The sequence below is a fragment of the Acinetobacter sp. YH12251 genome (assembly GCF_013417465.1).
GTDB classification, from domain to species: Bacteria; Pseudomonadota; Gammaproteobacteria; order Pseudomonadales; family Moraxellaceae; genus Acinetobacter; species Acinetobacter amyesii.
The window spans coordinates 60,109-81,555 of record NZ_VPDZ01000016.1; the positions used below are offsets into that span (position 1 = coordinate 60,109).

The window sequence follows — 21,447 nt, forward strand, 5'->3', positions numbered from 1 at the left end:
TGGCATGACCCTTGTAATTTAAAAAATACACATCACTATAAAAACATGGCAACACCGTTGTCACTCATTAGGAGTGCCCATGTCTGAGATTATTATGAATGAAGAAAGCTTGGAAACTACAATTCCGAGCGTATTACCGCTCTTAGCGCTACGAGATGTGGTTGTATATCCTCACATGCAAATTGCACTGTTTGTGGGTCGTGAAAAGTCGATCAATGCAGTCAATGTCGCACGTGACAGTGACAATCTTGTATTCGTAGTTGCACAAAAAGATTCGCTAACAGAAGAAATTGATCACGACAATTTATATCAATACGGTACTGTCGCGAAGATTGTGCAAGTTGTGAATCATGAGAATGATGAAAACTGTATAAAAGTACTGATTGAAGGCTTATATCGTGCCAAGTTAGAAAAAATTATCGATGCTGATAATTACCTGACTGCCGAGCATTCATTAAGCCCAATGACGGTTTCTGTAGACTCAGAAACTCAGAATAACCGTGTGGAAGAATTACGCACCTTATTTGCTCAATATGCAGAAGCAAAATTGCGTAACGCACGTGAATTGATTGCAGCAGCCAATAAAATTGATGATTTGCTACAATTATTATTCTTTGTAGCAACACGCGTGCCTTTGAATATTGATGTAAAACAAAAGTTCTTAGAGCATGATGAATTTGAAGCACATTTAGCTGAGCTGATGACGTATTTATTACAACAGTCAGAAGAACAGCAAATTGAGCAAACCTTACATGATTCTGTAAAACGCCAAATGGAAAAGAATCAGCGTGAATACTTCTTAAATGAAAAAATGAAGGTCATTCAACGCGAACTTTCTGACATGAATGGCGGTGGTGAGGATGACGTTGCAGAAATTGAAAAACGTCTAGCTGAAGCCGATTTACCTGAACATGTACGCAAGAAAGCTGAAAATGAGTTCCGTAAGCTAAAAGCTATGCAACCTGCTTCGAGCGAAGCTGCTGTCGTGCGTAACTATCTAGAAGTTATTTTAGATACGCCTTGGAACAAAGCCAGCAAAGTCAGCATTAACCTTGCGAAAGCTCAAGATATTCTTGATGCCGATCACTATGGTTTAGACGACGTGAAAGACCGCATCGTGGAATACCTTGCTGTTCAATCACGTGTAAAAAAACTTCGTGGCCCAATCCTGTGCTTAGTTGGTCCTCCAGGTGTAGGTAAAACTTCACTCGGTGAATCTGTTGCCAAAGCAACTGGTCGTGAATTTGTCCGTATGGCGCTTGGCGGCGTGCGTGATGAAGCTGAAATCCGTGGTCACCGTCGTACTTATATTGGTGCTATGCCAGGTAAAATTGTGCAATCTTTGTCTAAGGTTGGCGTAAAGAACCCACTGTTCTTACTCGATGAAATTGACAAAATGGCGCAAGACTACCGTGGAGACCCTGCTTCAGCATTGCTTGAAGTCCTAGATCCATCACAAAACAGCAAGTTCAATGATCACTACTTAGATCTTGATCTAGACCTTTCTGAAGTGATGTTCATCTGTACTGCAAACAGCATGAATATTCCAGAAGCTTTGCTTGACCGTATGGAAGTGATTCGTCTACCGGGTTACACCGAAGATGAAAAAGTGAATATTGCTGAACGTTACCTTGTTCCAAAAGCCATCAAGAATAATGGTCTACGTGCAAAAGAATTAACCGTTCACGAAGAAGCCATTCGCGATATCGTACAACGTTATACACGTGAAGCCGGTGTGCGTAGCTTAGAACGTGAAGTATCGAAAATTGCACGTAAAGTGGTAAAAGAAGCAGTGAGCAAGAAAGCGAAAAATCTTCAAATTGAAGTGGATTCGAAAAATCTTCCTGACTACTTAGGTCCACACAAATTCGACTTCGGTATGGCCGAAGAAGAAGCTGAAGTGGGTCGTGTAAATGGCTTGGCATGGACATCTGTTGGTGGAGAACTGCTAACGATTGAAGTTGCAGCAGTAAAAGGTAAAGGCAAGTTCATTACCACCGGTTCTCTTGGCGATGTCATGAAAGAATCGATCACAGCAGCGATGACTGTTGTACGTACCCGTGCAGATGAACTAGGTATTGAAGCGATTCGCTTTGAAGAAACTGATGTACACGTGCATTTACCAGAAGGTGCAACACCGAAAGATGGTCCATCTGCTGGTTTGGCCCTAACTACCGCACTTGTTTCAGCGTTTACAGGCATTGCGATTCGTCCAGATATTGCGATGACCGGTGAAACCAGTCTTGGTGGTCGTGCAATGCGCATTGGTGGTTTAAAAGAGAAACTTCTCGCTGCTCACCGTGGTGGCATCAAGCTTGTCTTTATCCCACAAGATAACGTTCGTGACTTGACTGAGATTCCAGACAATGTCAAAGAAGGTCTAGAAATTAAACCAGTGAAATCGATTGATGAGATTTTACCTCTAGCCTTGGTTGATATGCCTAAACCTCTTGCAAAGACACCGATTGTCAAAGCAACTGAAGGTGGCAAAGCTGCTCGTCACTAAGCGCTAGCAACTCGCAATAAAAGAAAAAAGCCCTGTTTCGACAGGGCTTTTTTATATCCATTATTTCATACTAAATATTCGAAACTTTTCATTCAAATTCTTCACAACCACTAGATTCAAGACAACAGCTACAACTATGGATTGGATAACTATTTCAAATTCGACATCAAGATCAAGAATAGCCAATTAGAAAGTCTTACAAAATTTGAATGCTATTACTTGAAATATCGCCCTCTATCCCACATATATAGTAGAGAGATATACGCGCTGTATGTTTCTTTATTGGTTCCAATCACGTCTAAAAGCGTGATGATCATTGGAACAAGATGGTCATCTACATCTCCAGGTAGATGACCTTTTATCGCAGTCCACAGGCTTTCGGGGCTGCGTTTTTTATGTCATGTTTTTAAAGACATGCTATTTCAAATTTAAGATGGTTTTCACCAAACCATCGATCACTTGAGCCATTTTGTCTAAGTTTAATTTATCCAAGGTATCTTGCTCGGTGTGATAGTGCTTATTACGATAAAATGCCGTATCAGTGATCATCATCGCCGGCATATCAAATTGCCAATAATTCATATGGTCTGAAAAATCCACACCCTGAATAAATGAAGGTGAAATCAAGCGCTCACATTGTAGTTGCTTCAAAGACTCCATCGCCGCACAATACGATGAGGTTAAGTCACGAGACTGAATATTCCCCACCGATGCAATAAAATTCGTATGAGATGGATAAATCCATTTCAGTCCAACTGGATAATCTTGAGTGACTTTGGGATCAAAATAACCAATCATTTCCAGAATATACACACCTGAAATTTTATCCTTTTCCTTTGCTACCGATTTTGCATGGATAAAACTGCCCATCGACTCTGTTCTAAAATATGGCGGTTCTTCGAGGGTATAAAATACAAACTCAATATTTTGTTTTAAACGCGCTTTTTCAGCCGAAAGAATCCGAGCAGCTTCGAGTACACCTGCAACGCCAGAAGCATTATCATCGGCGCCATGCTGCTCCTCAAATACATCGTAGTGCGCACCAACGATCACTCGGTTGCTATGCCCTGCATTTAAGGGACAGACCACATTACGGTATGGCTGGCTGTTTACGGTATAGGTTTGAAAACGACAATTCACACCAAATAAACGCATCTGCTCACGAATCCAAGCAGACACGCGATTTAACTCTTGAATGTTCTTATAGTTACGATATTCAGCTTCATTACCAATAATTTGTTCTAAATAGACTTTTAAATTATCTGGTTCAGCGGTTCTAATATTGTTGGCATACGCCGCAAATGAACACCATGCAAAAATTGAAAGCATTGCTGCTTGCTTGAGCAAAAATAATTTACCGTCCTGCCATGTTTTTTTCATTGTTATTATTCCAATTTTCATCTTTGATCAAATCTGTTTATGCTGCGTATTTAAACAGCAAGCAGAACACGATTTCAATTGCAAATTGTGTCTGAACATACAAAGCTCAAGCGAACCGTTATAATGCTCTTTTGTATACTTTCAGGCGCTGTATGAAAATTCGTATTCTGACAATCGGTCAAAAAATGCCAGCATGGGTTCTGACGGGTTTTGAAGATTATTTCAAACGTATTCAGCCATTTGTTCAAACGCAGATCATTGAACTGCCTATGGCTAAACGTGGCAAGAACGACTCAGAAGCCGACATTTTAAAATACCGTCAAATTGAAGGTGACAGCATTTTAAATGCCATGAAATCGAATGAAGTGCTGATCGCCTTAGAAGTCGGTGGTCGAGAGTTCAGTACCGAAAAACTAGCTGAAACCATGAAAGGCTGGATGCTTGAAGGCAATGATGTGGTTTTAGCCATTGGTGGGCCAGATGGACATTCTGAAGCAGTACGTAAAGCAGCAGCATGGCATTGGTCTTTGTCTAAACTGACTTTGCCGCATCCTATGGTTCGTGTCATGCTCATCGAACAGCTATACCGTGCAATGAGTATTAACCATAATCACCCTTACCATCGTGCGGGTTAATCCGAACTGACTCCAGTATCTACAGCAAGTACAGCGTTGCAACAATGAAACAAACCGTTGAAATTATCCGAATTGTTACGCTGAATAATTTAGTGCATGATCATCATATTCCTTTAAACAACCAACGGCGACCGCGATGAATTTACAAACACTTCCAGGTTTATTTATTTCCCATGGCTCACCTATGCTTGCCATCAATCCTGAGCAAGTCGGTCCTGCGTTGGAACGTTTAAGCCTGAATCTTCCAAAACCGGAAGCTATTATTATCATGTCCGCGCATTGGGAAAGTAACGCACTAGAAGTAAGTACCAGTGCCCGTCCTGAAACTTGGCATGACTTCCGTGGCTTCCCTGCGGAACTTTATGATATTCGTTATCCAGCACCAGGTAACCCAGAGCTCGCTGAAGAAATCCTTCATTTGCTTGCCAATGCAGGGTTATCGGCACATGCCAACAGCACCCGTCCACGTGATCATGGCGTTTGGATGCCGTTGTTGCATATGTATCCTGATGCCGACATTCCTGTAATTGAAATATCACTACCGATGACCATGTCTGCGCAAGAGATCTATAAAATTGGACAAACGCTTGCACCTTTACGTGACAAGCAAATCCTGTTGATTGGATCGGGCAGTATTACTCATAACTTAGGTGAATTGGCTTGGGATGGACGTGCAGCAGCCGTGCCTGAATGGGCGTCTACATTCCGTAATTTTGTGGTCAATAAGCTCACTCATCAAGATTTTGATGCAGTTCTCGATTGGCAAAATATCCCATTTGTGCAACGCAACCATCCGACCATTGAACATTTTGCACCCATCTTCTTTGCGATGGGTGCAGGCCCCCGCTTCTCTATTGTTCACAGTAGCTTTAGTATGGGTTCGCTCGGTATGGATATTTATCGTTTTGATTAAGCGTGAATAAACTTGATAGCTCGACTTATTCATAATTTATATTAATAAGTTAACAAATTATTATTTATGGATACATTTTGCTACTTATTTGAGCTGAATGTATTCATATTTTTTAAAATGAATGGGTTATGCTACAGGCTGAAATTCACTTAGAACAGTTAGCGTAATGAAATTAAAATATTTAGCAATTGCCCTCTTCCCTTTAGCCCTTGCAGCATGTCAATCAAGCGATATCCAAAAAGCTGGAGATTTAGCCGTGAGCGTATTACAACAACAAAATGCTGATAAAACTTTAGCTTCATATCAATGGAGCACCTCCACTGAAAATGCACCAAAACCTTTGGTTTTAAATTTTCTAGAAAATGGCACTTTGGGTATTTCAACCAGCTGTAACAGCATGTCAACCCAATGGAAAGTGGAACACAATACCCTCGTGACAGGTAATATTGCATCTACCATGATGGCGTGTCCTGATAATGCGATGAAACAAGAAGGACTTGCATCTTCACTCTTTAGTGACCGTAAAGCACCTTTTGTTTTAAATACTACAGATCCACAAAATCCAACGTTAACCATTATCTCTGCAACAGGTGAGAAACTGGTGTTCACTGGAAAATTAACACCTGAAACCCAGTACAACTCGCAAGGCGAAACGATTTTCCTTGAAATCAGCCCTGAAACTAAACAATGTACAGGCGTTGCCCCACAAACTTGCTTGCAAGTGCGTGAAGTGAAGTACGATGAAAAAGGCCTAAAAACACAAGTCGATAAAGACTGGACCTTATTTTACGATCAAATTGAAGGCTTTAAGCACACACCTGCAGAACGTCAAATTATTCGCGTAAAACGTTTTGAACGTAAAAACCCTGCTGCTGACCAATCAAAATATGCCTATATTTTTGATATGTCAGTCGAACGTGAAGCTGTAAAAGGTACGTTGTAAGTTACAGCCTATAAGAAAACCGAGGTCATCGCCTCGGTTTTTTTATATCCACAGTACGCTTTAGGATCTAGACTACCGATGAAAAATTTATTGTATTTTAGTATTTTATTCGGATTGTGTGGCTGTCAGAGTAATAGCGTATGGCAACCCAAACTTCAACACGAGACTTTTATCAGCCCAGCTTCAGATCAATTTCATCAAGTTTTACAGCACTATACATGGCAACATAATCCAACTGACAGCCGACAACCCTTTCTCATTAACTTTTCCGCACAACAGCTACACCTTTATGCGGGATGCAATTTAATCTCTAAACATTATCATTTAAATCAACAGCATTTGAAGACTGAATCTTCACAGCTGCAAACACTGATCGGCTGTTCAAAGCAATCAAATAACGATGTGCTGTTCAATCAACTCTTTCGCGATGTAAATCTAAAGCTACTTCAAAAGCAAAATGCCCTGCCTGAATTAATCGTGATGAATAATAATCAACAGACCTATATTTTTAAAGGCATACAGCGAATTGCTAATTTACGTGATTTTGAAGCAGAACAATTAACTCAAAAGACGTGGATTCTCGTAGAGAATAAGGCTCTACCTGTCCAAATAACTCTTACATTCAACAATGGCCGTATGACATTTTTTAGTGGTTGTAATCGCATTGGCCGCAATTATGATGTTGAAAAGCATACTTTGCGTTTTACAGGATATGTAGGGAGTACTGTGAAGTTATGCCCTCAGTTACATCAGCAAGAGCTTCATATTAAACGTTTGCTCAGCCAACCCTTAAATTTTCACTTCAACGTTATGGATAGCAAGATCCAACTTACCCTCATAAGCACTGAGCAACAATCCTATATTTTTCAAGCCATTCAGCCATAAAAAACCGAGGCAGAAGCCTCGGTTTTCAGTTCAACTTACGGAGAACTTAGTAAACGCCTTGAGCAAGCATTGCGTCAGCAACTTTTACGAAGCCTGCAATGTTCGCACCGTTTACGTAGTTCACAGTACCATCTTCTTCAGTACCGTATTTCACGCAGTTGCGGTGAATTTCTTTCATGATCGCGTGTAGACGCTCGTCAACTTCTTCGAAAGTCCAACCCAAACGAATTGCGTTTTGAGACATTTCAAGACCAGAAGTTGCAACACCACCTGCATTTGAAGCTTTACCTGGTGCATAAAGAATTTTCGCTTCAACGAATTTCTCAACTGCAGCCAAAGTAGATGGCATGTTTGCGCCTTCAGCAACACAGATTACGCCATTAGCAAGAAGAGCTTCAGCATCAGCTTCATCTAATTCATTTTGAGTTGCACATGGCAGCGCGATATCACATTTGATTGACCAAGGGCGTTGACCTTCTAAATATTCAAAACCGTGCTTAGATGCAAATTCAGAAATACGGCCACGCTTAACGTTTTTCAATTCCATTACTTCAGCAAGAAGTTCAGTTGTGAAACCGTCTTTTACGTATACAGTACCTGCTGAGTCTGAAAGTGAAACCACTTTCGCACCCAAGTACATTGCTTTTTCAGCAGCGTATTGTGCAACGTTACCAGAACCCGAAATCGTTACAACTTTATCTTTAAAGCTGTCGCCACGAGTTTTTAGCATTTCCTCAGCGAAATACACAGTACCGTAACCAGTTGCTTCAGGACGTGCAAGTGAACCACCGAAAGTTAAACCTTTACCAGTGAACACACATGCTGTGTCATTGCTTAATTTTTTCATCATACCAGCCATGTAGCCAACTTCACGGCCACCTACCCCGATGTCACCCGCAGGGATGTCAGTGTTAGAACCAAGATGACGGTATAACTCGATCATTAATGCTTGACAGAAACGCATGATTTCGCCTTCAGATTTACCTTTAGGGTCAAAATCTGAACCACCTTTACCACCACCCATAGGAAGTGTAGTTAAAGCATTTTTGAAAGTTTGTTCAAAACCTAAGAATTTAAGAATTGAAAGGTTCACTGATGGGTGGAAACGCATACCACCTTTGAATGGACCAATTGCTGAGTTGTATTGAACACGGAAAGCACGGTTAACTTGAGTTTGACCTTTGTCATCTACCCATGAAACACGGAACTGAATTGCACGCTCAGGTTCAACAAGACGTTCTAGCAAACCGTAGTCAGCATATTGTGGGTTCTTTTCGATGAATGGCCAAAGGCTCGTCATCACTTCTTCAACAGCTTGAAGAAATTCAGGTTGATGTTCATCACGTGTTTTAACGTAGTCTAGGAAGTCGTTAAGGCTGTTATATTTCAACACTTAATCCTCAGCAGATGTATGGATCAAAATTGATCACAATTTTGATCAAAGATATATTTTGGCGCAAAATATTAAATATCTTTTGTAACTAATCAGCAATAGTTTTTTTAAAAAATCTTTAAATTCTTTATAGAACAGCGATTTAAATTGATTAATCAGATATTTTAGTTATAAATACTATTACTTTTAGGAATATTTTAATGAATTATTTTGCTCATTTATGATGCATATATAGACCCATTTTTGCGCACAGCAATTCATACTGAAACATGCTAGAATTCAACGTCCTCTTTGGTTTTTCTCTGCCTTCATTTGTACTCGCGACTACCCATGACTTCTGAAATTTCCCTCATCCAACAAATTGATGCCCTATTGCCACAAACTCAATGTGGACTTTGTGGACACCGAGACGGCTGCTTACCCTATGCCAAAGCCATCAGTGAAGGAGAAGAAGCCAATAAATGTATACCCGGTGGTCAACCTGTGGCAGATTCACTAGCAGCGTTATTAAATCGTCCACACTTAACAGCAGAAGCCAGCGTTTGGCCAATCCAAAGTGATGGACGCCCGCAACGGGTTAAAGCTGTGATTCGTGAGGATGAATGTATTGGTTGTACCAAATGTATTAGTGCCTGCCCTGTTGATGCCATTATTGGCTCAGGCAAATTGATGCATACCGTCTTGACGGATTTATGTACGGGCTGCGAACTCTGCATTCCACCTTGTCCAGTGGATTGTATCGACCTTGTCGAAGAGCTTGATCAAGTGCCATCTGAAGCCGCTCGAATCGCAGAACAGAATGATTTACGTCGCCGCTACTATGCACATATTCAACGTGAGGAAAAGCGCAGAATTCATCGTAAAGGCCCAGTCGTACGTGCTGAAATTGACACGGAACTTTTTGCCCAATTTTCGACCCAGACAGACTCGGTACCGGTCATTGAAGTCGTGGAAAAACCTGCTACGCCAGTCGTTCAACTCGATGCAAAAACCACCATTGAACTTGCTAAAATTCGAACACAAATTAAGAAATTAGAAAAACAACTGAGTGTTCGAGACGATGCAAAAAAACGTGAGTTACTCCATACGCTCACGCAACAATTAACACAACTGCAAGGGGCTTAATCATGGCGGTTAAAAACATGACTAAGAAGCAAATTCAAACTTTTTTTGAACGCTTACGTGAGCAACGCCCCAACCCGAAAACTGAACTCAATTATAGTAGTCCATTTGAACTTTTAGTGGCTGTTACCCTATCTGCTCAGGCCACAGATGTTAGCGTCAACAAAGCCACAGATAAACTTTTTCCAGTAGCAAATACTCCTGAAGCTATTTATGCGTTAGGTGTTGACGGACTGAAGGAATATATCAAGACCATTGGCCTATATAACTCAAAAGCGGAAAATGTCATTAAAGCCTGCAAGATGCTCATTGAGAAGCACAACAGCATCGTTCCGAATAATCGTGCAGATTTGGAAGCCTTACCCGGTGTCGGTCGTAAAACTGCAAATGTGGTGCTGAATACTGCTTTTGGACAACCTACCATGGCAGTCGATACGCATATTTTTCGTTTAGGGAATCGAACAGGATTGGCTGTCGGCAAAAATGTTCTGGAAGTCGAACACCGACTCGTCAAAGTCATCCCCAAAGAGTTTATTGTTGATTCACATCATTGGTTGATTCTGCATGGGCGTTATACCTGTATTGCCCGCAAACCCAAATGTAATGAATGTATCGTTTCTGACGTGTGTAACTGGCCTGACCGTTTTGACTTTGGCGCATTAAGACCGATTAAAACCACCCAAATTGAAGATTAATCTCTTCAATTTCGGGGTAGATGGAATTTGTAAGAATCAATTGATCGAGTTGATGCTTAATTTTTATCTTGTTCTTTTTGTTTTTTATCAAGCTCTTGCTGCAGCTTTGGATGTAAGCGATATTGCTTCGGGCTCAGTTTAGCTTGCTCTACTTCTTCCACTTGCACTTTACGCAACATTTTAAAGCTGACAAATAATAAGCCCAATAACACCGCTACAGCGATGATGACCATTATAACCAAAGCAAATTTCATAACAGATTCGCCCTAAAAGCCACATAAAAAAAGAGCCCACTATGCAGTAGGACTCTTTGATTGTCAAAAATTCAAAAAAACTGAATTATTTAGACTGATCTAAAATCGCGAACAAATCAGTTTGAACTTGATCGATTGGACGAAGACCATTTAATTTGTCATAAGTCGGTGCGTTTTCGCCAGAAGCTGCACGACCTTGGTAGAAACCAACCAATTGCTCAGTTTCGGCATGGTAAGAACCTAAACGCTTACGAATTGTTGCTTCTTGGTCATCCGGACGTTGAACAAGGTCTTCACCAGTTTCGTCATCTTTACCTTCCACTTTTGGTGGGTTGTAAACGGTGTGATATACACGACCAGATGCAGGGTGTTGACGACGACCAGATAAACGTTGAACGATTTCTTCGTCAGGTACATCGATTTCAATTACGTGATCGATGCTGATCCCTTCGTTTTCAAGCGCTTCAGCTTGTGGAATCGTACGTGGGAAACCGTCGAAAATGCAGCCGTTGACACAGTCAGGTTGAGCAATGCGTTCTTTTACAAGACCAATAATAAGCTCATCAGATACAAGGCCGCCATTGTCCATGACGCTTTTAGCTTGTAGACCTAATTCAGTACCTTCACGAATCGCAGCACGGAGCATATCACCGGTTGAAATTTGTGGGATATCGTAGCGCTTACAGATCAACTGAGCTTGTGTCCCTTTACCTGCTCCAGGTGGTCCGAGTAATATAATGCGCATAAAAAAACATCCTCATTTTAAACATTGTATATGACGCTATATAGTGATCTGAACCGAAGATTCAGATCATCTTCCAGCATCTAATTATAAGAAAGCCACAAACAAATGTATTGTACCCGCGATAAAACCGGTTACACCACCCAAGACAATTAAAATCCATTCGTCTTCCTGAAATGCAGGACGTAATAGATTTTGAAATTCTTTCGGTGTTAGCTCACGAATACGGTCTCTAAACATTTGAAAGATTTTCTGTGCACGGCTCGCATTAAACGCAGGGTCGCATACAGGCACCATCGTAATTTCAATTGAGCGATCGATCAAGTCTGTCTTGAGTTTTGCGTACTCTTTTGGACCTAAAGACAACTGTAATGAGGTACGAACCAGTGGAGATTCCATAATTTCATTAATATGACGTTTCACAATGCGACGGGTCTTATCTTTCTTCCCGCCATACATCATTTCGGTCATGATAGATTTTAACGTAATTAGGTCTTCTGTGACTACACTTGCGAATACATCTGAAACTTCTTCTTGGCGTTTCATAAACGCGCCTTGAACATTGTACGTTCCAATACGTGGAATCACAGGTTTAATCCAAGGGAATTTACGATCTTTAGTTAATTCAAACAATTGTAAATACTTAACGGGGTGCGGCTCAATGGGATTAAATACCATCCAGATGGCAATCCAGTTGGTCAAAAAGCCCCAGATTGCTGCCCAAAATGGAACCGTCCAATGCCAAGGCACCACAAACCAAACGATCATCTGGAAGATACCAAAGAACATCCCAATCAAGGCACTGATATGCCAAATAAAGTTGATTTCTTTTTGGCCAACTTTAAGAAACATACGCACCATCAAGAGACGATCTGCTTCCATTTGACTCACCACCATTTCACGCATATCAACAAGTGACTCTACGTTCATGGTCAGTTCGGTCACGAGTTCTTTTAAGGTATTTGGTAGCTGTTTGTGTGCTTGGGCATAAATACGACGTTTAATCGAATACGGTAGGTTTTCCCAAAGCACCGCATTTCGGTCTAGCATGACTTCATCAATCAAATGTTCAAGCTCAAAGCCAACTTGTTCACCAATGATGCGCGCCATGTCCTCAGGATCCATTGCATCCAAAAACTCGCGCAAGGAACCCAATTTAGACAATGTATTATCAGTAATAATGCCAGAAATACGTCCAGCTTTTCTTGGTACAATCCCCTGCCATCCCACGGGTAATGGACCTAAATGGAATCCCCAGAAATTAATCGGGTAAAACACCATTTTCAGTGCCATCCAAACGTGTGCCCAGGTAACGAATGCGGTAACGGGGATAATACTCAGCACAGCCCAAAAATCGGGACGTTGCAAAAAGGTTTGCCACAATTCGTTAACGTACTCAAGCATGCATAACTTCCATATTTAATTTTATTCAGTGAGTGCGGTTATAAAATAAAGTTGATTATTTTCACTACAAACCAAAACTTAAAGTATATGAGATTTGTAGTCTCGGTTCGGTTTCCACAATCACATTACCTGATTTGTCTTCTAATTTTTCACCCGCACCCAAGCCTACACTAACCGTACTAATACGCTCGGCACTCAACATCACATAAGCAAGATCGATACCACCACCTAAACGCGCTTCATCTTCACCATCTACTTTCTTGGAGTCGATGTGGCCCGCATAAGCTCCGATATAATAACCATTTTTATCTTTGCCAGTGAAATGAACGGGGTAACGAAAGCCGACTTGTCCACCAGGTGTTTTATCATCGTTCAAGAAAACACCAGCTTTTGCATAGGCAATGCCATATGGGTTTACCCACTCACCATTCACGTGAATAATTTTTTGAGTAAAACCTGCTCCAACATTCCATGGTTGATAACCCTTACCTGTTAACTTTGCCTCAGGTAAAAATGAATTGTCATTGGCATGTGCGATGCTTCCGAGCATCATAAATGCAAGCAATGGATATAATTTAATCATTGTTTTCACAAACTTCCTTAGTATTATTTTTTGGAATATTCCTTTTTTATACGTTTCGACTTTAGCAGAATAATATGAACTGTTATACACAAAGCCCCATATTTTTCATGTCTGCAAAGTCAAAATATAGACTGCAATCACAGCAGAGTCTTTTTTATTTATCAAAAAAATGTCAGTTGCGCTAGAATATGCCTCTTCCGTTATTTTAGCTCTCAGTCTTTAAGTCGATCGCGTATGAAGCAGCATTATCCTTTAAAAAATGTCCAGCAAGAAAAGCGGATTTATCGTAATCGCGTAGTGATTTCGATAGGGATTGTCTCCTTCTTTATGCTGTTGCTTGTGGCACGATATGCATATTTGCAAATCAAAAGTTATGAGACCTTTTCGACTGCTGCCGATCAAAACCGAATTCGATTGCAACCGCTTGCACCTTCTCGTGGTTATATCTATGACCGTAATGGTGTGTTATTAGCGGATAATTATCCGGTTTTCTCAGCAACCATGAGCCGTGCGGATGTTGAAGACATTGATGATACGGTAGAGCGCCTAACGCCTCTGTTAGAACTGACTGATGAAGACATCGAACGTTTCAAAAGTCGGATTAAAACCTCTAAAAAGACTGAACGCGTTTCGATTAAACTGAATTTAAATGAAAATGATATCGCCCGTTTTAGTGAGGTGAAATATCAATTCCCGGGTGTCAATATAGAGACCCAAATGACTCGCTACTATCCACATGGTGAACTGTTTGCCCATGTGATTGGCTACGTAGGTCGTATTAATGACAAAGAACTAAAAACGATTGATAAAGATTTATACGCTGGCTCAAACCTGATCGGTAAAATTGGCGTTGAAAAATCATACGAAGAACTTTTACATGGTATGCCGGGAAATGAGTCGGTTGAAGCCGATGCCTTTGGTAATGTGTTACGACATCTAGGTCGTAAAGATCCGATTCGTGGTAATGACTTATATTTATCCCTAGATTATGGACTGCAAATGGTCGCTTCAGAGCAGCTTGCAGATCGACGTGGTGCAATTGTGGCGATTGACCCACGTACTGGAGAAATTCTTGCTCTCGTTTCTAGTCCAAGTTTTAACCCTAACTTATTTGTTACCGGGATTAGCAGCAAAGATTATTCTGAACTACGTGATAGCCTCGATCAGCCATTATATAACCGTGCTGTGCAAGGGGCTTATCCACCGGGTTCAACGATTAAGCCAATGTTTGGTCTAGGTGGTATTCATTATGGTCTAGTGGATTGGAGTACAGCCATTTCAGATCCGGGCTATTTCACGCTTCCGGGTGACAGCCATCGTTTCCGTGACCACAAAAAAACTGGTCATGGCTCAGTTAATTTACACAAAGCTCAAGTCATTTCCTGCGATACCTATTTCTATGTCTTGTCCTATCGCATGGGCATTGAAAAAATGAATACTTGGATGCGTCAGTTTGGCTTCGGTGAAAAAACCGGTGTAGATTTACCAAGTGAAAGTACGGGGCTATATCCAAATCCTGAATGGAAGCTCCGCACACGGAAGTCCAACTGGCTTAAAGGTGAAACGATTTCCGTCAGTATTGGTCAGGGTGCATTTACTGCAACACCATTACAACTGGCGATGGCGACTGCTATTACCGCCAATCAAGGCTCACATGTTACACCTCACGTTTTGCGTGAAAGTAAAGGCGCTAAGGTTCATAAAGTCCATAACGCCCCGAATGGTCGCATTCAATTTAATGGTAAACCAGATGATTGGATCAAAATGCGTGATGCCATGATTGATGTGGTTCAAACAGGGACCGGTCGTGGTATTCGTACCCCAATGTATCAAATCGCAGGTAAAACAGGGACCGCACAAGTTAAAAGTATTGCCCAAGGTAAACGCTATAACGAGTCCTTATTGACAGAGCGCCAGCTTGACCATGGTTTATTTGTTGGTTTTGCCCCTGCGGAAAAACCTGAAATTGCGATTGCAGTCGTTTGGGAAAATGGTCGTCACGGTGGTTCTGCTGCTCAAATTGCGAAACCGATGTTTGACTACTGGTTATTAACACGTAAAAAGAATCCAATTCGTCCTGCAGGCCATCAAATTAGCGGTGGTCTCATGACTGCAGGTCTAAAACCGAGTGAGTTACCAAGCGGCTCTAATATTTTATCAGCCGATCCAAATGCGAGCCCAACAGCTCAACAGAACAACAGTGCAACTCAACAATCGAATACTGCAAATACCCCACCTCGTGCTGCCAGTGCAGCACATGCAACCGATGAGGAATAATTCATGAAAAATCAATTAAGAATCATTGGGGGTGAATGGAAACGCCGTCAACTGCCTTTTGCCAGTATTGATGGTTTACGCCCTACACCTGACCGTGTGCGCGAGACATTATTTAACTGGCTCATGTGGGATGTTCAAAATGCCAAAGTTCTCGACCTTTGTACAGGTTCAGGTGCTTTGTCATTTGAAGCACTCTCACGTGGTGCAGCAGAAGCTGTTTTAATTGAACCTGATCGCACCCAAGCGAAGTTTCTCATGGACAATTTAGAACTTTTAAGAGTTAGCAAACAACGTGTGCAACTCAAAAACATGACGGCACAACAAGCCATTCCTAACTTGAAAGACCAATTTGATCTGATTTTCTTAGATCCCCCTTATAGTCTTGATTTATGGCAAGAACTTGCTGAGTTGGTCGATCCGTACATTTCAAACAATGGTTTAATTTATATCGAAGCTGATCGTGATCTTGCTCAGTTAATACTCCCGAGCAGTTGGCAGCAAATTAAACAAACCAAAGCTGGAACGGTGCGTGGAGGCTTATATAAAAAGGCTTAATGTAGATGCACATAAAAAAGGACGCCAATGCGTCCTTTTTTATTACTTGAAAATCATTAAACCTGTGGTCGAAGTGGACGCTGGCTGTTAAATCCACCTGTGGTTTTTGCTGCTGGGGCTTGCTTGTATTGGGTTTAGCCGAAGTCTGAGGCTTTGAGCTTGGACGCTGCACATTTGACGGATGCTGAGATGAAGAATTGTGTACATTCGGTTTATGCGCATTTGGTTTATATATATCGTCTGGACGGCTATTCGAATTCGGTCGTGGTGAGTTTGGTCGATGTTGCGGGCTATTCACTCGACCATATGAACGGTCATAACGCTGACTTGAGTCATAGCGCTGTCCGTATGCCCCCCCCATATTGACCTGAATAACCATATTGATTTGCATAGCCATATTGATTCGAATGGTATCGGCCATCATCAAATGGCGCCACGACACACCCTGTAAATGTAACTGCAACTACAGATAGCAAAGTAACTTGTTTAAGCATGTGTAGCACTCCTCTTTGATGAAGAGCATTTTCACTTATCGAAATGAATTCAATCGGAAGTCTGTGTACATCTGTTGTATTTAAACATTCATGTTTTATTCATGGTTTGAGGTCCAATTTTGCTACATTTGCTCAGTCAGCCACATTTATATAGAAAAATTCACTACAATAGCGCCAAGTATTTCAAAGCTGTAATTTAATGACTTGGCTGATTTTTATTCTTGGTGCCATCTTTGCAGGATTCGTACAAGGATTAACAGGGTTTGCATTCGCCCTTATCGCAATGTCATTTTGGGTTTGGATACTCCCCCCGCAAATAGCAGCACCCTTGGTCGTCTGCGCTTCAGTTTATAGCCACTTCATTTCATTATCATCAGAACGCAAAAGCATTCCGATCAATAAAAAAATCATTTATACCTATTTAATTGCAGGAATTTTAGGTGTGCCGCTAGGTACCTATTTATTAGACAGCATTAATCCAGATACATTTAAATTGGTTTTGGGCGCTTTTTTAATGTTTTGGTGCCCAATTTTATTTTTTAATCCAAAATTTTCATTCATCCAAAAGACAGGGAAATGGGCGGATTCTAGTATCGGATATATTGCTGGAATCTTGGGTGGTCTCGGAGGCTTTTGTGGTGCATTACCCTCTGCATGGCTCATGCTGAAAAATACACCCAAAGCAGAACAACGCTATATTTTGCGACATTTCAATTTAGCTATTCAGCTCGTCACACTCATTAGCTACCTATTACAAGGAATCATCCATCGTGAACATCTGCCCTATTTAGCCGTGCTGTTGGTAATTATGGCTTTTCCCGTGATTTTTGGTGCCAAACTTTTTTATCGTATTTCAGAACGCCAATTTAAACATATTGTATTAGGACTTTTATTTTCTTCAGGCTGCTTTTTGGTGACAATGAGTATCTTAACCTGATGACTCAAAACCTAAAGATATTTATCCAAATCATTCTAGAAAAACCCTTCTCAGTTAGATATTCACATCTTGTAACAATGACACAGTTCACATTTAAATAAAAATTAGCCAAATGGTAAAAAAGTAATTAATTTTTCTGACGAAAATTAATAGAATATTGCACCTCATAATTTTGCTTAAAATAAAACCATGAAAAAGTTCATCCTGCTTGCAGGTGTAACTCTGCTTAGCGGCTGTATGTTTGGCACGTCCAGCGAAATTAAAAAAGCTGAAAAACTACTCTCACATTTTCAGTGCAATAATATTGAAAGTTCACATATGACTCATAGCTCGATTACAACTTTCCATGAAGAAAAACTAGCATCAAGCAAACAAAAAGTCGTGTCTTATATCGATAGCTATAAGCAAGGCGAAAAGTTATTTCGTATCCCGCTCATCGATGTGGTTGACCAGCAATACATTATTTATAAGGCGGCATGTCAAAATCTGGGCGGTATCCATCCCGATTTTCATGATTAAATTCAATATAAAAGTCTAAACAAAATCATCTAAACGTAAAAAAAGGACAGCCAATACTGTCCTTTTTTATTGGTTTGTTAGATTAATGATAGCGTGTATCGACACTGAATTTTTCAGGAAATTTGGCATGAATTTGCGCGTAAAAATCCATGATTTCAGCCATATCTTTTTCATAATCGCCTGTAGGATAAACAATTTTACCCACACCCGTTTTTTTCTGCGCATAGTCCATATAGGCTAAAGCAATCGGCACACCTGCTTGCATGGCAACATGATAAAAACCGGTTTTCCACTTCTCTTGTTTGGCGCGTGTCCCTTCAGGCGTTACCAACATGACTAATTTCGGATGATGCTTAAATAAGTCAGCCATGAGCTCAACCATACTTTGACGTGCTTCACCATCTTGTTTTGGACGACGATTAATACCAATTCCGCCCATTGCACGTACAAAAGGCCCAAACGGGAATTTCATATAACTGTCTTTAATCGTGATACGAACATTTACCCCTAAAGCTTTCAGGGCAAGGCGTGCATAAAGTGCATCCCAATTACTGGTATGTGGCGCTGCAATCATGACACATTGGTCGATATTTAAATCCCAATGGTTATCAATTTGCCACCCCATTAAGTTCAGACTTTTTTCCGCTGTTTTTTCAAACACAATTTGCACCGACAGTTTTTTCTATGTCGCAGAGTTTAACAACGCAAAATAATTATAAAAGCCTATATTGTTCAGTTATTCACCAATTAATATATAAATGTCCTTTAGCGTTCACTTTTAGGTAAATCACCAATATTTCACTATTTACGAATTTTTAAAAATCAAATGTCTGTTTTGATGTATTAACCAAACACACAATTGTTAACAGGAATAGGCTATTTTTCTTGAGCAATAAAAGTCACGCTTAGCATTATATTGGGTACATACGGTGTATAAATCTCATGAAAAAACTAATGCTCGCTCTCTGTATGGTCAGTGCAACCTTAACGGCATGTTCAAAAACCAGCAATGAATCTGAAACTGCGACACCACCAGATAATAATGTCATTGCCAATACAGACGCAGCCTCAGAAAGTCCGATTGCCACAGGTGATAAAACCGAAAATGCACTTGATTGGGCGGGTGAATATAAAGGGATTCTACCTTGCCATGATTGCAAAGGGATTGAAACTGAGCTTGAACTCAAACTTGATAAGAGCTATGAACTCAGCCAAGAGTTTTTAGGTAAACCTGCGAACACTGAAAATAAAGTGAAAGGCAGTTTTAAGTTCTTGCCAGATCAACCTGGAATGATTCAACTTGATGCCGAGGGCGACAATCGAATTTACTTTGTAGGTGAAAACTTTATTGAGCTTCGTGGTGATAAAGGTGAAAAACTAGAAATGCCTGAAGTAAATCTTAATCTCACCAAAAAGCTTGATTAGTGTTTTACTCTAACTAGGATTGTTATAAAAAAATCCCCGCAAATAGCAGGGATTTTTTAGATCGGATGATCAGTATGAATTACATCATACCGCCCATGCCACCCATACCGCCCATATCAGGCATAGCAGGTTTGTCTTCTGGGATTTCAGTAATCATACATTCAGTTGTAAGCATTAAGCCCGCAACAGATGCAGCATGCTCAAGCGCAGAACGTGTTACTTTAGCTGGGTCAAGAATACCCATTTCTAACATATCGCCATACTCTGAAGTCGCAGCGTTATAACCGAAGTTACCTTCACCGTTTTTCACAGCATTGATTACAACTGATGGCTCATCACCAGAGTTTGCAACGATTTGACGAAGTGGCGCTTCAATTGCACGACGTAAAATGTTAATACCTACATTTTGGTCATCGTTAGCACCAGACACACCTTCAAGTGCTTTTGCAGCACGTACAAGTGCAACACCACCACCTGCTACAACACCTTCTTCAACTGCAGCACGAGTTGCATGAAGTGCATCGTCAACGCGATCTTTCTTCTCTTTCATTTCAACTTCAGTTGCAGCGCCGATTTTGATTACAGCAACACCGCCTGCCAATTTAGCAACGCGTTCTTGAAGTTTTTCTTTGTCGTATTCTGAAGTTGATTCTTCAATTTGAGCACGAATTTGAGTTACACGTTCAGCAATTTGCTCTGCAACACCTGCACCATCAACAATTACTGTGTTTTCTTTAGAAACAGTAACTTTATGCGCTGTACCTAAGTGCTCAAGTGTAGTTTGGTCTAAAGACATACCAACCTCTTCAGAAACTACAGTCGCGCCAGTTAAAATCGCGATGTCTTGAAGCATCGCTTTACGACGATCACCAAAACCAGGTGCTTTAACAGCACAAACTTTGATAATGCCACGCATGTTGTTTACAACAAGAGTTGCAAGTGCTTCACCTTCAACATCTTCAGCAATGATAAGAAGCGGTTTACCTGTTTTAGCAACAGCTTCAAGTACAGCAATTAATTCGCGGATGTTGCTGATTTTTTTATCAACAAGAAGAATGTATGGGTTTTCAAGTTCAGCTGTTAGTGTATCTTGCTTGTTTGCAAAGTACGGGCTGATGTAACCACGGTCAAACTGCATACCCTCTACAACATCTAGAGAATCTTCAAAGCCTGAACCCTCTTCAACTGTAATTACACCCTCTTTACCAACTTTTTCCATTGCTTGAGCAATAAGTTTACCAACAGTGGTATCAGAGTTCGCAGAAATAGAACCTACTTGTTCAATCGCTTTAGAGTCAGATGCAGGTTTTGCAGTCGCTTTAATTTCAGCAACTACAGCTTTAACCGCGATGTCGATACCGCGTTTAAGATCCATTGGGTTCATACCCGCAGTTACTGATTTAATCCCTTCATTAAGGATTGCTTGTGCAAGAACAGTTGCAGTTGTTGTACCGTCACCCGCGATGTCGTTGGTTTTTGAAGAAACTTCACGAACTAGCTGAGCGCCCATGTTTTCAAACTTGTCTTTTAACGTGATTTCTTTAGCAACAGAAACACCATCTTTAGTGATGTGCGGTGCCCCGAAAGAACGGTCGATGACAACGTTACGGCCTTTAGGACCTAAAGTCACTTTTACAGCATCTGCAAGTACATTTACACCCGCGATCATTTTTGAACGCGCTGAATCACCAAATTTTACGTCTTTAGCTGACATGTCTAACTCCGAATCTTTTTAAAATTTTTAACAATTTATGATGAATAAAAGGGTCTAAATGCGTGTACGAA

The 21,447-nt window shown here is 40.8% G+C and carries 21 protein-coding genes; 12 read left to right on the top strand and 9 right to left on the bottom strand.

Going from position 1 to position 21,447, the window contains the following annotated elements; genetic code table 11:
* Positions 1-79: 79 nt before the first annotated feature.
* Positions 80-2,506, top strand: coding sequence for an endopeptidase La (gene lon / locus FTV27_RS14050; RefSeq protein ID WP_180079046.1), 2,427 nt, complete (start codon positions 80-82; stop codon positions 2,504-2,506).
* 417 nt (positions 2,507-2,923) lie between these two features.
* Here the strand turns inward: lon and FTV27_RS14055 are convergent, their stop codons facing one another.
* A complete protein-coding gene (locus FTV27_RS14055; RefSeq protein ID WP_373423611.1) occupies positions 2,924-3,886 on the bottom strand; it encodes a M20/M25/M40 family metallo-hydrolase in 963 nt (320 codons plus the stop codon).
* A 152-nt stretch (positions 3,887-4,038) separates the two neighbouring features.
* Between FTV27_RS14055 and rlmH the strand changes: the two genes are divergently transcribed.
* From rlmH to FTV27_RS14075, 4 genes are all read left to right on the top strand, one after another.
* Positions 4,039-4,521, top strand: coding sequence for a 23S rRNA (pseudouridine(1915)-N(3))-methyltransferase RlmH (gene rlmH / locus FTV27_RS14060; RefSeq protein WP_078189858.1), 483 nt, complete (start codon positions 4,039-4,041; stop codon positions 4,519-4,521).
* A 136-nt stretch (positions 4,522-4,657) separates the two neighbouring features.
* The gene (locus tag FTV27_RS14065; RefSeq protein ID WP_180079047.1) at positions 4,658-5,434 is read left to right on the top strand and encodes a dioxygenase; all 777 of its coding nucleotides are present in this window, start codon (positions 4,658-4,660) and stop codon (positions 5,432-5,434) included.
* A gap of 166 nt (positions 5,435-5,600) precedes the next feature.
* Positions 5,601-6,377, top strand: a complete 777-nt coding sequence (locus FTV27_RS14070) for an META and DUF4377 domain-containing protein (RefSeq protein ID WP_180079048.1) — start codon at positions 5,601-5,603, stop codon at positions 6,375-6,377.
* Between the two features lie 78 nt (positions 6,378-6,455).
* Positions 6,456-7,262 (top strand): META domain-containing protein, encoded by an 807-nt coding sequence (locus tag FTV27_RS14075; RefSeq protein WP_180079049.1) that lies wholly within the window; start codon positions 6,456-6,458, stop codon positions 7,260-7,262.
* 46 nt (positions 7,263-7,308) lie between these two features.
* On the opposite strand, the gene gdhA is transcribed toward FTV27_RS14075, so the two are convergent.
* Positions 7,309-8,655, bottom strand: a complete 1,347-nt coding sequence (gdhA, locus tag FTV27_RS14080) for an NADP-specific glutamate dehydrogenase (RefSeq protein ID WP_227591817.1) — start codon at positions 8,653-8,655, stop codon at positions 7,309-7,311.
* Between the two features lie 330 nt (positions 8,656-8,985).
* On the opposite strand from gdhA, the gene FTV27_RS14085 reads away from it, so the two are divergent.
* Positions 8,986-9,780 carry an RnfABCDGE type electron transport complex subunit B gene (locus FTV27_RS14085; RefSeq protein ID WP_180073237.1) on the top strand — a complete coding sequence of 265 codons (795 nt, stop codon included), beginning with the start codon at positions 8,986-8,988 and terminating at the stop codon, positions 9,778-9,780.
* Between the two features lie 2 nt (positions 9,781-9,782).
* Positions 9,783-10,472, top strand: a complete 690-nt coding sequence (gene nth / locus FTV27_RS14090) for an endonuclease III (protein ID WP_180079050.1) — start codon at positions 9,783-9,785, stop codon at positions 10,470-10,472.
* A gap of 56 nt (positions 10,473-10,528) precedes the next feature.
* On the opposite strand, the gene FTV27_RS14095 is transcribed toward nth, so the two are convergent.
* The 4 genes from FTV27_RS14095 to FTV27_RS14110 all read right to left on the bottom strand — a co-directional run bounded on the left by FTV27_RS14095 (position 10,529) and on the right by FTV27_RS14110 (position 13,455).
* On the bottom strand, positions 10,529-10,726 hold the full coding sequence (locus tag FTV27_RS14095; protein WP_180079051.1) for a hypothetical protein: 198 nt from the start codon (positions 10,724-10,726) through the stop codon (positions 10,529-10,531).
* 85 nt (positions 10,727-10,811) lie between these two features.
* Positions 10,812-11,471, bottom strand: a complete 660-nt coding sequence (gene adk, locus FTV27_RS14100; RefSeq protein WP_078189866.1) for an adenylate kinase — start codon at positions 11,469-11,471, stop codon at positions 10,812-10,814.
* Between the two features lie 84 nt (positions 11,472-11,555).
* The gene (locus FTV27_RS14105; protein WP_218948322.1) at positions 11,556-12,872 is read right to left on the bottom strand and encodes a hypothetical protein; all 1,317 of its coding nucleotides are present in this window, start codon (positions 12,870-12,872) and stop codon (positions 11,556-11,558) included.
* Positions 12,873-12,936: 64 nt separating this feature from the next.
* Entirely contained in the window at positions 12,937-13,455 is a 519-nt protein-coding gene (locus FTV27_RS14110) for a hypothetical protein (protein WP_180079052.1), read from the bottom strand.
* A gap of 234 nt (positions 13,456-13,689) precedes the next feature.
* Here FTV27_RS14110 and mrdA point away from each other — a divergent pair, with 234 nt between their 5' ends.
* A complete protein-coding gene (gene mrdA / locus FTV27_RS14115; protein WP_180079053.1) occupies positions 13,690-15,732 on the top strand; it encodes a penicillin-binding protein 2 in 2,043 nt (680 codons plus the stop codon).
* A gap of 3 nt (positions 15,733-15,735) precedes the next feature.
* The gene (rsmD, locus tag FTV27_RS14120; RefSeq protein WP_180079054.1) at positions 15,736-16,287 is read left to right on the top strand and encodes a 16S rRNA (guanine(966)-N(2))-methyltransferase RsmD; all 552 of its coding nucleotides are present in this window, start codon (positions 15,736-15,738) and stop codon (positions 16,285-16,287) included.
* 332 nt (positions 16,288-16,619) lie between these two features.
* Here rsmD and FTV27_RS14125 read toward each other — a convergent pair whose 3' ends face one another.
* Positions 16,620-16,781: a hypothetical protein gene (locus FTV27_RS14125; protein WP_180079055.1), complete on the bottom strand. Its 162-nt coding sequence runs from the start codon at positions 16,779-16,781 to the stop codon at positions 16,620-16,622.
* A 199-nt stretch (positions 16,782-16,980) separates the two neighbouring features.
* Here FTV27_RS14125 and FTV27_RS14130 point away from each other — a divergent pair, with 199 nt between their 5' ends.
* Together FTV27_RS14130 and FTV27_RS14135 are read left to right on the top strand one after the other, a co-directional pair.
* A complete protein-coding gene (locus FTV27_RS14130; RefSeq protein ID WP_180079056.1) occupies positions 16,981-17,718 on the top strand; it encodes a sulfite exporter TauE/SafE family protein in 738 nt (245 codons plus the stop codon).
* 189 nt (positions 17,719-17,907) lie between these two features.
* Positions 17,908-18,237 carry a hypothetical protein gene (locus FTV27_RS14135; RefSeq protein ID WP_078192963.1) on the top strand — a complete coding sequence of 110 codons (330 nt, stop codon included), beginning with the start codon at positions 17,908-17,910 and terminating at the stop codon, positions 18,235-18,237.
* An 82-nt stretch (positions 18,238-18,319) separates the two neighbouring features.
* Here FTV27_RS14135 and FTV27_RS14140 read toward each other — a convergent pair whose 3' ends face one another.
* Positions 18,320-18,898 carry a 1-acyl-sn-glycerol-3-phosphate acyltransferase gene (locus FTV27_RS14140; RefSeq protein WP_171262613.1) on the bottom strand — a complete coding sequence of 193 codons (579 nt, stop codon included), beginning with the start codon at positions 18,896-18,898 and terminating at the stop codon, positions 18,320-18,322.
* Between the two features lie 281 nt (positions 18,899-19,179).
* Here FTV27_RS14140 and FTV27_RS14145 point away from each other — a divergent pair, with 281 nt between their 5' ends.
* The gene (locus tag FTV27_RS14145; RefSeq protein ID WP_180079057.1) at positions 19,180-19,662 is read left to right on the top strand and encodes a copper resistance protein NlpE; all 483 of its coding nucleotides are present in this window, start codon (positions 19,180-19,182) and stop codon (positions 19,660-19,662) included.
* A gap of 79 nt (positions 19,663-19,741) precedes the next feature.
* Here the strand turns inward: FTV27_RS14145 and groL are convergent, their stop codons facing one another.
* Positions 19,742-21,376 (bottom strand): chaperonin GroEL, encoded by a 1,635-nt coding sequence (gene groL, locus FTV27_RS14150; protein ID WP_078192965.1) that lies wholly within the window; start codon positions 21,374-21,376, stop codon positions 19,742-19,744.
* Positions 21,377-21,447 lie beyond the last annotated feature (71 nt).

Excerpts from the sequence above, each read along its gene's own strand:
- rsmD (WP_180079054.1), top strand. The coding sequence starts at position 15,736 with ATGAAAAATCAATTAAGAATCATTGGGGGTGAATGGAAACGCCGTCAA.
- FTV27_RS14145 (WP_180079057.1), top strand. The coding sequence starts at position 19,180 with ATGAAAAAACTAATGCTCGCTCTCTGTATGGTCAGTGCAACCTTAACG.
- FTV27_RS14065 (WP_180079047.1), top strand. The coding sequence starts at position 4,658 with ATGAATTTACAAACACTTCCAGGTTTATTTATTTCCCATGGCTCACCT.
- FTV27_RS14070 (WP_180079048.1), top strand. The coding sequence starts at position 5,601 with ATGAAATTAAAATATTTAGCAATTGCCCTCTTCCCTTTAGCCCTTGCA.
- adk (WP_078189866.1), bottom strand. The coding sequence starts at position 11,471 with ATGCGCATTATATTACTCGGACCACCTGGAGCAGGTAAAGGGACACAA.
- FTV27_RS14075 (WP_180079049.1), top strand. The coding sequence starts at position 6,456 with ATGAAAAATTTATTGTATTTTAGTATTTTATTCGGATTGTGTGGCTGT.
- FTV27_RS14135 (WP_078192963.1), top strand. The coding sequence starts at position 17,908 with ATGAAAAAGTTCATCCTGCTTGCAGGTGTAACTCTGCTTAGCGGCTGT.
- rlmH (WP_078189858.1), top strand. The coding sequence starts at position 4,039 with ATGAAAATTCGTATTCTGACAATCGGTCAAAAAATGCCAGCATGGGTT.
- FTV27_RS14055 (WP_373423611.1), bottom strand. The coding sequence starts at position 3,886 with ATGAAAAAAACATGGCAGGACGGTAAATTATTTTTGCTCAAGCAAGCA.
- groL (WP_078192965.1), bottom strand. The coding sequence starts at position 21,376 with ATGTCAGCTAAAGACGTAAAATTTGGTGATTCAGCGCGTTCAAAAATG.
- FTV27_RS14095 (WP_180079051.1), bottom strand. The coding sequence starts at position 10,726 with ATGAAATTTGCTTTGGTTATAATGGTCATCATCGCTGTAGCGGTGTTA.
- FTV27_RS14105 (WP_218948322.1), bottom strand. The coding sequence starts at position 12,872 with ATGCTTGAGTACGTTAACGAATTGTGGCAAACCTTTTTGCAACGTCCC.
- FTV27_RS14110 (WP_180079052.1), bottom strand. The coding sequence starts at position 13,455 with ATGATTAAATTATATCCATTGCTTGCATTTATGATGCTCGGAAGCATC.
- FTV27_RS14125 (WP_180079055.1), bottom strand. The coding sequence starts at position 16,781 with ATGCTTAAACAAGTTACTTTGCTATCTGTAGTTGCAGTTACATTTACA.
- FTV27_RS14085 (WP_180073237.1), top strand. The coding sequence starts at position 8,986 with ATGACTTCTGAAATTTCCCTCATCCAACAAATTGATGCCCTATTGCCA.
- mrdA (WP_180079053.1), top strand. The coding sequence starts at position 13,690 with ATGAAGCAGCATTATCCTTTAAAAAATGTCCAGCAAGAAAAGCGGATT.
- FTV27_RS14130 (WP_180079056.1), top strand. The coding sequence starts at position 16,981 with ATGACTTGGCTGATTTTTATTCTTGGTGCCATCTTTGCAGGATTCGTA.
- lon (WP_180079046.1), top strand. The coding sequence starts at position 80 with ATGTCTGAGATTATTATGAATGAAGAAAGCTTGGAAACTACAATTCCG.
- nth (WP_180079050.1), top strand. The coding sequence starts at position 9,783 with ATGGCGGTTAAAAACATGACTAAGAAGCAAATTCAAACTTTTTTTGAA.